Origin of the sequence: Cellulomonas fulva (assembly GCF_018531375.1) — a bacterium.
In the GTDB taxonomy this organism is placed as follows: domain Bacteria; phylum Actinomycetota; class Actinomycetes; order Actinomycetales; family Cellulomonadaceae; genus Cellulomonas; species Cellulomonas fulva.
In genome coordinates this window covers 1928259-1939936 of sequence record NZ_JAHBOH010000001.1, presented here as the reverse complement: position 1 = coordinate 1939936, position 11678 = coordinate 1928259, and the positions used below count along the sequence as shown (strand labels likewise).

Sequence of the window (11678 nt, the reverse complement as noted above, 5' to 3'; positions counted from 1 at the left end):
TCGGTGCCCTCCCAGCCTGCCCCCGGGGGACGCCGTCTGACCAGGACCTGGGTCCGCGGGGCGTCAGCAGCAGGCGCCGGAGCCGGCCTCCGAGGACGCGGGGCTCGCGGGGTCCCGACGAGCGCGCGTCTGCTCCGCGCGCGCGGCCAGCTCGTCGTCGGCCGGGTAGCCGACCTCCTCGAGCGTCAGGCCGTGCGCCGCGACGACGTGCGCCGCGGCGTCGCGCCGCCGGGCTGCGAGCAGCGCGGCCGGCCACGCCGGGTCGCGTCGCCCCTCGCCGACGGCGAGGCTCGCACCGACGAGCGCCCGCACCATCGAGTGGCAGAACGCGTCGGCCTGCACGCTCGCGACGACGAGGCCGGCGTCCGGGCCGTCGACGGGCCGGGACCAGGTGAGGTGCTCGAGCGTGCGGATGGTGGTCGCGCCCGCGCGCGGCTTGCAGAACGCGGCGAAGTCGTGCAGCCCGACGAGCGGCGCAGCCGCCTGCGCCATGGCCGCCACGTCGAGCGGCCGCGCGTGCCACAGCACGTGCGACCGGGTCAGCGGGTCCCGCGTGCCCGCGGCGTCGCACACGCGGTACGTGTAGCGCCGCCGCAGCGCGGCGAACCGGGCGTCGAAGCCCGCCGGCGCGGCCGTGACGCGGTGCACGACGAGGTCCGGCGGGAGGACCCCGGCGAGGCGGGTGACGAGCGCGTCGAGCGGATCCCGCTCGCTGCGGCCCCGGGCCGCCGCGAGCGCCTCGTCGTCCACGTCGACGTGCGCCACCTGGCCGCGCGCGTGGACGCCCGCGTCCGTGCGGCCCGCGACGACGAGCCGGGGCGCGGGCACGCCGCGCGGACCGGTGCGGAGCACCACCGCGAGCGCGTCCTCGAGCGTGCCCTGCACCGTGCGCAGCGCGGGCTGGCGGGCCCACCCGGCGAAGTCGGTCCCGTCGTACGCGAGGTCGAGGCGCAGGCGGACGTCGGTCACGGCGCCAACCTACCGGCCGTCCGCGCGGGGCGGCCCACGCCCCGGCCCGGCCCGCTGCCCGGCCACGCCGCCCGCCCCGCCGCCCGCAGGGTCGCCTGCCGGGTCGCCCGCTAGCGTGGGCACGTGCCCGGCACCGATCCCTGGACGCTGGCCGTCGACTGCGGCGGCGGCGGCATCAAGGCGTCCGTCCTCGACGCCGCCGGCACCCTGCACGCCCCCGCGGTGCGCGTCCCGACGCCCTACCCGCTGCCGCCCGAGCGCCTGGTCGAGACGATCGCCGCGATCGCCGCCGACCTGCCCGGCGCCGACCGCCTCACGGTCGGCATGCCGGGCATGATCCGGCACGGCGTCGTCGTCGCGACCCCGCACTACGTGACGACGCACGGCCCCCGCACGCCGATCGACGTCGACCTCCTCGCGGCGTGGAAGGACTGCGACGTGCGCGCGCGCCTCGAGGCGCGGCTCGGGCTGCCCACCCTCGTCCTGAACGATGCCGAGGTGCACGGCGCGGGCGTCGTCTCGGGGACCGGGCTCGAGCTGGTGCTGACGCTGGGCACCGGGCTGGGCTCGGCGCTGTTCGACGGCGGCCGCCTGGCCCCGCACCTCGAGCTCTCCCACGCGCCCGTCCGCTGGGGGCTGACGTACGACGCGTACATCGGCGCGACCGAGCGCCGTCGGCTCGGCAACGCCCTGTGGTCCCGCCGCGTGCAGCGCGTGGTCGAGGGGTTCTGGCCCGTGTTCCGCTGGGACCGCCTGTACCTCGGCGGCGGCAACGCCCGCCACGTCACGCCCGGCACGCTCGAGCGGCTCGGCGAGCACGTCGTCGTGGTGCCGAACCAGGCGGGCATCGTCGGCGGCGTGCGGGCGTGGACGCTCGACGCGGGCTGACCCGCGCGGCGCCCTCGCCTCGGTACAGTCGGACGTCATGCCTCCCGCCGCACCCGCGTCACCGCCCGACGACGGTACGCGCCTCGTCGCCGTCGTGCGCGCCGAGGACGGGACCGCCGACGACGAGCTGCTCGGCCCCGGGCTCGTCGTGCGGCCGGCCGTCCTGCACGACGGCGCGCTGACCGTGCTCCCCGGGCCCGCCGTCGTGCCCGACGAGCCGGCCCTCGCCGCGCTGCGCGCCCTGCCCGCACCCGAGCACCAGGTCGCGGGGCACGCGATGCACGCGTTCTCCACGACGGACGACCTCGCGGCCACGCGCGTCCTGGTGCTCGAGGACCTGCTGGCGTCCGTGGGCGAGCCCGAGGCGCCGCACGGCACGCTGGTCGCGCTGCCCGACCCCCGTGCGCTGCTGGTCCACGTGGTCCGCGACGAGGAGGTCCTCCGCGCGGCGCACCTCATGGCCACCGTGGCGCGCATGCGGCAGACCGAGGCGGGTGCGATCAGCCCCGAGGTCTTCCACCGCTCGCCCGACGGCACGCTGCAGCAGGTCACCCGCCACGCGGACGACGAGGTCGAGGTGCACGTCGAGGGGTCGCTCGCCGACGCGCTCACGTCGCTCGGCCTGGTCGACCGCAGCCGACGCGCCCGCCGCGCCGCCGCGCGTCGACGGCGCGGCTGACCCGATACGGTCCTCGCCATGAGCTGGTTCTCCCGTCGCCGTGACGACGAGCAGGCGCCCGCGTCGGGTGTTGACGACGACCTCGCCCCGCTGACCCGCGCGGACGCCGACTGGCTGCGCGCCGCCGCTGCCGAGGCGTTCACGCGCGCGGGCTTCGTCGGCGTCGTCGTCGCGCCCGACCACGTGCGGGCCGCCGACGGCGCACGGTACGGCCTCGCGAACCTCGCCGCCCAGCTCGCGCTGGTCGAGCGCCCCGACTGGGCCGCGGTGGTGCGGGACCACGCGCAGGCGCTCCGGACCGCGCACGCCCGGCCGGCCGAGGAGCGGCTCAGCGACGTCGTCGACCTGCTCGTGGCCCGGGTCCTGCTCGAGGCGGACCTGCCCGAGGTCGACCCCGCGGCCGGGCCGTCGCTCGGCGGAGGCCTGTGCGTCCGCGCGGCGATCGACTACCCCGAGTCGGTCTCGACGCTGTTCGGGTCCCGCTACGGCGGGTGGGCCGCCCTGGGCGACGCCGCGATGGCCGGCCTGCGACGCCTGCCCGCACCGGACCACCAGCTGCTCGAGCACCAGGTCCACGTGCTCGTCGCGCCGGACTTCTTCGGCGCGTCCCGCCTGCTCCTGCACGACGAGGTGCTCGACGCGGTCGACGCGCGTCCGCGACCGTTCGGCACGCTCGTCGCCGTCCCGGACCGCTCGGCGCTGATGGTCCACGTCCTGCAGGACGCGACCGTGGTCCACGCGCTGCACCTCATGGCGCGCATCGCCCGGGGCCGCCAGGAGACGCCCGGCCCGCTCAGCCCGCACGTCTACTACCGCTCCCCCGACGGCACGCTGCAGCAGGTCACGCGCTACGAGGGCGACGGTGTCCAGGTGCACGTCGAGGGCGCGTTCGCCGACGCGATGAGCGCGGCGGGGCTCGTCGGCTGACGCGCGGCGGCGACGAGGCCTGCGCCGCTCACCGCGCGCCGCTCACCGGGCGCCGCTCACCGGGCGCCGACCGCCGCGTGCGCCTCGAGCACCGCGCGCGTGAACGCGACCGGCGCGACCACGCTCACCAGGTGCGTCGCGCCCGGCACGACGACGAGACGGCCGTCGCGGCACGCGGCGAGGTAGCGCCGCTCGTCGCCGCGGAAGTGGTCGTACCGCCCGTTGACCAGCCACACCGGGGCGTCGACGTGCGCGAGCTCGGCCACCGGGTCGAGCGTGGCGACCTCACGCAGCACGTCGGCCATCACGTCCAGCGAGAACCCGCCCGCACCCAGGTCCGCCGCCGCGTCCGCGCCCAGCACCGCGCGGGCGGACGCGTCGTTGAGCCACGCTCCCCGGTCCGGCAGCCGCGCGATCCCGCGCGCGAGCACCGCCCAGCCCCCCACGAGGACGGCCCGGGGCCGGGTGCAGCACCCGGCGGCGACCAACCCGGCCACCTGGGCCGGGTGCCGCGCGGCGTGCGCGATCGCCACGTAGCCGCCCAGCGAGAGCCCGACGACGAGCGCGCGCCCGCCGAGCCCGCCCACGCCGTCCGCGACCGCGTCGACCGCGCCGTCCAGGGTGAAGCGCTCGTCGGACCGCGTCCCGTGCCCCGGCAGGTCGACCGCGACCGACGGCACGCCCGCACGTGCGAGCGCCTCGCTCTGGCGGCGCCACATGGTGCGCGACGTGCGCACCCCGTGCACCAGGACCACCGCCATCGCCCGACCGTAGCGTGCGCCGTACGGTGGAGGACGACCCGGCACCGCAGCAGGAGACCACCATGGACCGTCCGTCGCTCCGCCTGACCTCGGTGACCATCGGCACCGACCGACCCGGGGACCTGGCCGCCTTCTACGCCCGCCTGCTCGGCGGGCGGGTCACCGCCGACGACCCACCCGCACCCACCCCAGCGCGGACGACGCGGCCCGAGCGCGGCCCGTCGACGTCCGCGCTCGACGAGGACCGGACGCAGTCGACGGGTGCGGGGCTGGGGTGGGCGCAGGTCGTGGTGCCCGGGGGCTTCACCCTGAACCTGGAGGGAGAGGCAAGGTTCCGGCGGGTGGTGTGGCCGGCCGTGGACGGCGGGCAGAACGCGACGCAGCACCTCGACGTGCAGGTCGAGGACCTCGCGGCCGCGACCGCGTGGGCCCTGGCGTGCGGCGCCGAGCTCGCCGCGGTCCAGCCGCAGGACGACGTGCGCGTGCTGATCGACCCGTCGGGACACCCATTCTGCCTGTTCACGTGAGCGACGCACCCGACCGGCCGTCGGAGCGGTGCTCGACGTCACCTGCCTCGTGGCGCGACGGCTCACCGACTCGGCGTTCTCGCTCCGTGCCGCGGCCGGACCACAGACGCACGAGGGCCCGGTCACCGCTGTGCGGTGACCGGGCCCTGCGGTGTGCGAGAGGTCAGGCCTTCTCGTCGGCGGGCGCGTCCTCGACGGGCGCGTCCTCGACCGGGGCGTCCACGACCTCGTCGGACTCGGCCGGCTTGTCCTCGACCTTGTCGGCCTTCGGGGCAGCCTTCGCGGTGGCCTTGGTGGCCTCCTTGACGACCGCCTGCTTCGGCGAGACGGGCTCGAGCACGAGCTCGATCACCGCGAGGGGCGCGTTGTCGCCCTTGCGGGGGCCGATCTTCGTGATGCGCGTGTAGCCACCCTCACGCTCGGCCATGGCCGGGGCGATCTCGGTGAACAGCGTGTGCACGACGCTCTTGTCCCGGACGACCGTCAGGACGCGGCGACGCGCGTGCAGGTCGCCACGCTTGGCGAACGTGATGAGGCGCTCGGCGAGCGGACGCAGGCGCTTGGCCTTCGTCTCGGTCGTCGTGATGCGGCCGTGCTCGAACAGCTGCGTCGCGAGGTTCGCGAGGATGAGCCGCTCGTGGGCCGGACCGCCACCGAGCCGGGGACCCTTGGTGGGCGTAGGCATGGTCAGTTCTCCTTGAAGTTCTTCGTCAGGTACCGAGTCAGCGGATCCGAGTCAGTACTGCGGTGCTGATGTCAGTACTGCTCGTCCTCGACGAAGTCGCCCTCGTCGTCGCCGTAGTACGCGGCCGCGGTCGGGTCGAAGTCGAGGGGGCTGTCCTTGAGCGACAGGCCCAGCTCGGCCAGCTTCTCCTTGACCTCGGTGATCGACTTCGCACCGAAGTTCCGGATGTCGAGCAGGTCCGCCTCGGACCGGGCGACGAGCTCGCCCACCGAGTGGATGCCCTCGCGCTTGAGGCAGTTGTACGAGCGGATCGTCAGCTGCAGGTCCTCGATCGGCAGCGCCAGGTCCGCGGCCAGCGCCGCGTCCGTCGGCGACGGGCCGATCTCGATGCCCTCGGCCTCGACGTTCAGCTCACGGGCCAGGCCGAACAGCTCGACGAGCGTCTTGCCGGCCGAGGCCAGCGCGTCGCGCGGGCTGATCGCGGCCTTGGTCTCGACGTCGACGATCAGCTTGTCGAAGTCCGTGCGCTGCTCGACACGCGTCGCCTCGACCTTGTAGGTCACCTTGAGGACCGGCGAGTAGATCGAGTCGACCGGGATGCGGCCGATCTCGGCGTCGTACGCCTTGTTCTGGTTCGCCGAGACGTACCCGCGGCCACGCTCGACCGTGAGCTCGATCTCGAGCTTGCCCTTCTCGTTCAGGGTCGCCAGGTGCAGGTCGGGGTTGTGCACCTCGACGCCCGCCGGCGGCACGATGTCCGCTGCGGTGACCTGACCGGGGCCCTGCTTGCGCAGGTACATCACGACGGGCTCGTCGTTCTCCGAGGAGACGACGAGGTTCTTGATGTTGAGGATGACCTCGGTGACGTCCTCCTTGACCCCCGGCACGGTGGAGAACTCGTGCAGGACGCCGTCGATCCGGATGGACGTGACGGCGGCACCGGGGATGGAGGACAGCAGCGTCCGGCGCAGCGAGTTGCCGAGCGTGTAGCCGAAGCCGGGCTCGAGCGGCTCGATGGAGAACCGCGACCGGTTCTCCGAGATGACCTCTTCGGTCAGGGTGGGGCGCTGTGCGATCAGCACGGTGTGTTTCCTCTCAGCGGACGTCCGCCATATGACGCCACGCAGGTCGTGCGACCCCGGTCATGCCTCGGTCCGCATGCGGGGGAATGTCGGTGGACACTGCGGTGCCGCGCCGGTCCGACGAGCGGTGCTCGGGACCGGCGCGGCGCGCGGGGTCAGACGCGACGACGCTTCGGCGGGCGGCAGCCGTTGTGCGCCTGGGGCGTGACGTCCTGGATCGAGCCCACCTCGAGGCCGGCGGCCTGCAGCGAGCGGATCGCGGTCTCACGGCCCGAGCCGGGGCCCTTGACGAAGACGTCGACCTTGCGCATGCCGTGCTCCTGGGCACGACGCGCGGCGGCCTCCGCCGCGAGCTGCGCGGCGAACGGCGTCGACTTGCGCGAGCCCTTGAAGCCGACCTGGCCGGACGAGGCCGAGGAGATCACGGCGCCCGACGGGTCCGTGATCGAGATGATCGTGTTGTTGAACGTGCTCTTGATGTGCGCCTGGCCGTGGGAGACGTTCTTCTTCTCCTTGCGGCGCGGCTTGCGCACGGCGGAACGGGTCTTGGGAGGCATCTGCTCTTCTTCTCTCGAGAGTCGGTGGGCGCCGGCGGGCGGGCGTTACTTGCGCCCGGCCTTCTTCTTGCCGGCGACGGTGCGCTTCGGGCCCTTGCGGGTGCGCGCGTTGGTCTTCGTGCGCTGGCCGCGCACCGGAAGGCCACGGCGGTGACGCAGGCCCTCGTAGCAGCCGATCTCGACCTTGCGGCGGATGTCCGCGGCGACCTCGCGCCGCAGGTCACCCTCGAGCTTGTAGTTGCCCTCGAGGTAGTCGCGCAGCGCGACCAGCTCGGTGTCGCCGAGGTCCTTGACGCGCAGGTCACCGGAGATGCCGGTGGCCGCGAGGGTCTGCAGGGCGCGCGTGCGACCGACCCCGTAGATGTAGGTGAGCGCGATCTCCAGCCGCTTCTCGCGGGGGAGGTCGACGCCGATGAGACGTGCCATGTGCCTGGTGGCTCCTGTTACTGCTCGGAGGTCTTCCGCACCGCCCTCCCGCTGCTGCGGGCCCCGGCCTCCGAGCCGAGGGTTCGCCGGCCGTCGTGACCCCGAGGGGACCCGACCACCGGAGTGGCGGTGCGCTTGCCGGTCAGACCGTTCAGGCCCGACCGCCGTGCTGGTGCCCCGAGCGCGCGGGGCGAGGTGCGGCGAGACGCCGCCGGGGCGTCAGCCCTGGCGCTGCTTGTGACGCAGGTTCTCGCAGATCACCTGGACGCGACCGTGCCGGCGGATCACCTTGCACTTGTCGCAGATCTTCTTGACGCTGGGCTTGACCTTCATCGCGTTTCCTCCGCCGCCGCGTCGTCCGGGTACGAGCTCCGGTGTGGCGGCGTGTTTCGAGTGGTGATTACTTGTAGCGGTAGACGATGCGACCGCGGGACAGGTCGTACGGGCTCAGCTCCACCACGACCCGGTCCTCGGGGAGGATCCGGATGTAGTGCTGCCGCATCTTGCCCGAGATGTGTGCGAGAACCTTGTGGCCGTTCGTGAGCTCCACACGGAACATCGCGTTGGGCAGTGCCTCGACGACACTGCCCTCGATCTCGATGACGCCGTCCTTCTTCGCCATGTCCTCCGCTAACTGTCGGTCTGGTCGAGCACCCACGACGACCACTGCGACCCGGCGGGTGCCGAGCCGTGCTGGACGTCGTGGAGGGGATGGCTTCCCGCCGCCGTTGCCTGGCTCGACCAACCCGGTCGTCCCGACGGCACAGCGATCTGGGCGCACACACCCAACGGGCAACTCTACGCCATCGCCCGCGCTCCACGAAACCGTCCCGCGTACTCGTCGCTGTGACGTCCCGTACGCGGACGCCCCGCCCGGCGACCCGCCCGTGCGTGCGGTCAGCGGTGGGCCGCACGCACGGGTCAGCACAGGTCGGTCAGCGCGACGTGCGGTCCTGCGTACGACGCCGGCGGGCGGCCAGCAGCAGGCCGGTGCCGACGAGGAGCGCCGTCACGCCGACGCCCAGGAGCGCACCGGAACCCTCGGCGCCCGTGACCGGCAGCTCGCCACCGGTGTCGTCGCCGTCGTCGTCACCGTCGTCGCCGCCGTCCGGCGCCGGGACGTCGTTCGTCACCACGACGTCGACGGTCTCGCCGGCAGCGACCACGACCTGCCCGTCGGCGGGCGCGTACGTCACGCTCCAGTCGTCGCTGTCGTCCTCGGTCACCGTGCAGGTGGTGCCCGCGGGGAAGCCGTCGAGCTGGAGGGTCTCGTCGGCCTCGAGCGTCCACCGGCCCGCGTCGTCGCCGTCCGCGTCCGCCGCGTCGCACGTCCAGTCGCCCGAGTACGTCGTACCGGCCACCGCGCCCTCGCCCGTCACGCGCTTGGTGATCGCGAGCCCGCCGACCAGCGGGGGCTCGGGGGTGACGGGGACCAGGGTGTTCGTCGCCTCGACGGCGCTCACCGCGCTCCCCTGACCCACCTCGAACGCGAACCCGCCGTGCTCGGGCGCCACCGGGTCGCCGTCGGTCACGGTCAGCACGGGCTCCTGCCACTCCCCGCCGTCCGGGTCCGTGGGCGCGACCTCGACGAGCTCGACCACCGCGTTCGGCCCGACGTCCACCGGCCCGACGACGGTGCCGTCGCTCGGCACCACGAGGTCGTCCGTCTGCTCGCCGTCCACCCAGACCTCGAAGGTGAAGTCGTCCGGCGTGCCGCCCACGCCGTCCTCGTCGACCACCTGCTTCTCGATGGAGAAGCGGCCCTGGCCGACGAGCGTGTTCGCGACCGCGACCTCGACCGCGGCGTCCTCCTCGACGACGAAGGCCGCGTCACCACCGTGGGTCGGGGTGGCCGGGGTCGCGCCCTCGACGGTCCACTCCGGCTCGGCCCAGTCCCCGCCGTCGACGGGGGGAAGGAGCTCGCGGACCTCGATCGTCGAACCCGCCGGCACGGTCACCGGGCCGACGGGCGTCCCGTCGGCGGCCAGCACCACGTCCGGCCGCTGCCGCACGTCGTCGATCCAGACCGCGACGCGGAAGTCGGTCGGCACCTCGTCGAACTCGCCGACGACATCGAGCGACTTCGAGGCCGTCACCGTCGCGACCGTGGTCGGCGGGACCACCGGGCTGCAGCCGAGGAAGGCGTAGTGGTGGATCTCGCCCGTGCCGTTCGGCTTGGACAGCGAACGAGCGATGACCTGCCCCTCGACGGGGCTGCTGTTCTGGAGCACCAGGTCCGCCGACGGGGCGAGGATCGTCCCGGTGACACGGTCCTGGCCGACGAGCGTCAGCGGCCCGCTGGCCGCGTAGTTCCACAGCACCCACGGCGCGTACAGGTTGTCGGTGCCGGAGTCGTTCGCGCCGTTGAACCGCGGCACCGTGAACTGCGTGCCGGCGCCGTCCTTGAGCTTGATGACGAGGACCGTGTCCTCGCTCGGGACCGCGCCGGTGAAGCTGATGGCCGTGGTCCCGGCGAACGCGTCGGGCGTCACCGACAGCAGGTTCACCTGGCCCTCGACCAGCTCGAGCTGCTTCTCGGACGGACCGCCCTCGAGGAAGACCTCCGACACGCCGGCCTCGGTGCCGGTGAGCGAGTCCAGGTACGCGGCGTTGTCCTCGAGCGTGGGGAACCCGCTCGTGAGCGAGGAGACGTCGACGGGGCCGAGGTAGTCGGCCACCCACTGCGGGAGCTCCGCGTCCGAGGCCGGCGGGGCTGGCGGGAGCACGCGCGCCGACGTCCCGCCGTCGGTCACGAACACCTGGTCGCCCGAGAGACTGGTCGACGACCACGTCTCCTCGCCGGCGAGCATGTAGCCCCGCGGCCATGCCGCGTCGTCCGCCTCGGAACCGACCTGCAGCGTGCCGGAGGAGCCGGCGAGGTCGTACGAGCCGGCCGCGAACCGGACCGGAAGGTCCTCGCCGCCGACGGAGAGCGTCGGCAGGTCGTAGTCGGGCGGCGTCAGCCCGGTCGAGTGCCGGACGTCGAAGGTGTTCTGCCACGTCGCCGCACCGCCGATCGCGACCGTGCCCTCGACCTCCGACCCCGCGAGCGACGCGTCGTCACGGACGAGCACGGTGAAGCCGCGCGTCGGGGCGACCAGGTCGCACCGGTCGGCGGCGGCGGCCGAGGTCGCGAGCGCGGTGGGGACCACGACTCCCGCCGCGACGAGCGCACCGACGCCGAGCGCGGCGGCGCTCCGGGTCGTGCGCATGCGGAAGGGTGACGATGCGGACCTCGTCATGGCACAGCCTCCTGATGCTCTGGGGTAGGGGTTGCCCCAGTCGACGGTCACGCTAGCGGACCGCGACGGCGGGAGCGACACTCAGGCCAGCGGGGCGACCGCGACTCCGTGCGCGGCGAGCGCGGCGGCGCCGCCGTCGGCCGCCGTGAGCACCCAGATCCCCGCGTCGTGCACCGCGACCGTGTGCTCCCAGTGGGCGGCGCGGGCGCCGTCGAGCGTCACGACCGTCCACTCGTCGTCGAGCACCCGGGTGGCCTGGTCGCCACGGGAGACCATCGGCTCCACCGCGACGCACAGGCCCGGCCGCACCTTCGCGCCGCGGTCGCGCGCCCGGTAGTTCAGCACGTCCGGCGGCTGGTGCATCGCGGTGCCGATGCCGTGGCCGACGTAGTCCTCGACCACGCCGTACCGCACGCCCGCGTTGCGGCCGGCGGCGTGGGCCGCGTCCACCACGTCCTCGACCGCGTCGCCCACCGCGCCGAGCCGGTCGGCCGTCGCGATCGCCGCGATCCCGGCCCACATCGCCGCCTCGGTCGTCGCGACGAGCTCGCGGTCCAGCGGGTCGCCCTCCCCCAGCACGAACGAGACCGCGCTGTCACCGTGCCAGCCGTCGACGACCGCGCCGCAGTCGATCGACACCAGGTCGCCGTCCACGAGGGCGCGGTTGCCGGGGATGCCGTGCACCACCTCGTCGTTCACCGAGACGCAGACCGTCGCCGGGTAGCCGTGGTAGCCGAGGAACGAGGGCGTCGCCCCCGCCTCGCGGATGACCCGCGCCGCGGCCGCGTCGAGGTGAGCCGTCGTCGCGCCGGGCACCGCGGCCGCACGCGCCGCGGCGAGGGCGTCCGCGACGACGAGACCCGCGCGGCGCATGAGCCGCACCTGGTCCGGTGTCTTGTACTCGATCCGTTCGCGTCCGAGGACCATGACGAGCT

Annotated in this window: 14 protein-coding genes; 4 read left to right on the top strand and 10 right to left on the bottom strand. The window is 74.2% G+C overall.

The window, feature by feature from the left end:
* Positions 1-63: 63 nt before the first annotated feature.
* Positions 64-969, bottom strand: coding sequence for a tRNA pseudouridine(38-40) synthase TruA (truA, locus tag KIN34_RS08640; protein ID WP_214349291.1), 906 nt, complete (start codon positions 967-969; stop codon positions 64-66).
* A 123-nt stretch (positions 970-1092) separates the two neighbouring features.
* Here truA and KIN34_RS08635 point away from each other — a divergent pair, with 123 nt between their 5' ends.
* From KIN34_RS08635 to KIN34_RS08625, 3 genes are read left to right on the top strand one after another with little or no spacing between them, the layout of a single operon-like run.
* A complete protein-coding gene (locus KIN34_RS08635; protein WP_214349288.1) occupies positions 1093-1857 on the top strand; it encodes an ROK family protein in 765 nt (254 codons plus the stop codon).
* Positions 1858-1894: 37 nt separating this feature from the next.
* Positions 1895-2536, top strand: a complete 642-nt coding sequence (locus KIN34_RS08630; RefSeq protein WP_214349286.1) for a hypothetical protein — start codon at positions 1895-1897, stop codon at positions 2534-2536.
* 18 nt (positions 2537-2554) lie between these two features.
* Positions 2555-3463: a DUF1444 domain-containing protein gene (locus KIN34_RS08625; RefSeq protein ID WP_214349283.1), complete on the top strand. Its 909-nt coding sequence runs from the start codon at positions 2555-2557 to the stop codon at positions 3461-3463.
* Positions 3464-3519: 56 nt separating this feature from the next.
* On the opposite strand, the gene KIN34_RS08620 is transcribed toward KIN34_RS08625, so the two are convergent.
* A complete protein-coding gene (locus KIN34_RS08620) occupies positions 3520-4224 on the bottom strand; it encodes an alpha/beta fold hydrolase (RefSeq protein WP_214349280.1) in 705 nt (234 codons plus the stop codon).
* 62 nt (positions 4225-4286) lie between these two features.
* Here KIN34_RS08620 and KIN34_RS08615 point away from each other — a divergent pair, with 62 nt between their 5' ends.
* Positions 4287-4751: a VOC family protein gene (locus KIN34_RS08615; protein WP_214349277.1), complete on the top strand. Its 465-nt coding sequence runs from the start codon at positions 4287-4289 to the stop codon at positions 4749-4751.
* A gap of 163 nt (positions 4752-4914) precedes the next feature.
* On the opposite strand, the gene rplQ is transcribed toward KIN34_RS08615, so the two are convergent.
* From rplQ to map, 8 genes are all read right to left on the bottom strand, one after another.
* Positions 4915-5436, bottom strand: coding sequence for a 50S ribosomal protein L17 (gene rplQ / locus KIN34_RS08610; RefSeq protein ID WP_214349274.1), 522 nt, complete (start codon positions 5434-5436; stop codon positions 4915-4917).
* 71 nt (positions 5437-5507) lie between these two features.
* On the bottom strand, positions 5508-6518 hold the full coding sequence (locus KIN34_RS08605) for a DNA-directed RNA polymerase subunit alpha (RefSeq protein ID WP_214349269.1): 1011 nt from the start codon (positions 6516-6518) through the stop codon (positions 5508-5510).
* Positions 6519-6673: 155 nt separating this feature from the next.
* Positions 6674-7075 carry a 30S ribosomal protein S11 gene (gene rpsK, locus KIN34_RS08600; protein ID WP_013882880.1) on the bottom strand — a complete coding sequence of 134 codons (402 nt, stop codon included), beginning with the start codon at positions 7073-7075 and terminating at the stop codon, positions 6674-6676.
* A 45-nt stretch (positions 7076-7120) separates the two neighbouring features.
* Positions 7121-7501: a 30S ribosomal protein S13 gene (gene rpsM / locus KIN34_RS08595; RefSeq protein ID WP_214349266.1), complete on the bottom strand. Its 381-nt coding sequence runs from the start codon at positions 7499-7501 to the stop codon at positions 7121-7123.
* 219 nt (positions 7502-7720) lie between these two features.
* Positions 7721-7834 carry a 50S ribosomal protein L36 gene (gene rpmJ, locus KIN34_RS08590; protein WP_013117849.1) on the bottom strand — a complete coding sequence of 38 codons (114 nt, stop codon included), beginning with the start codon at positions 7832-7834 and terminating at the stop codon, positions 7721-7723.
* 67 nt (positions 7835-7901) lie between these two features.
* Positions 7902-8123, bottom strand: coding sequence for a translation initiation factor IF-1 (gene infA / locus KIN34_RS08585; RefSeq protein ID WP_013770189.1), 222 nt, complete (start codon positions 8121-8123; stop codon positions 7902-7904).
* Positions 8124-8436: 313 nt separating this feature from the next.
* The gene (locus KIN34_RS08580) at positions 8437-10713 is read right to left on the bottom strand and encodes a collagen-binding domain-containing protein (RefSeq protein WP_214349263.1); all 2277 of its coding nucleotides are present in this window, start codon (positions 10711-10713) and stop codon (positions 8437-8439) included.
* A 111-nt stretch (positions 10714-10824) separates the two neighbouring features.
* Entirely contained in the window at positions 10825-11670 is an 846-nt protein-coding gene (gene map / locus KIN34_RS08575; protein WP_214349260.1) for a type I methionyl aminopeptidase, read from the bottom strand.
* Between the last annotated feature and the right edge of the window lie 8 nt (positions 11671-11678).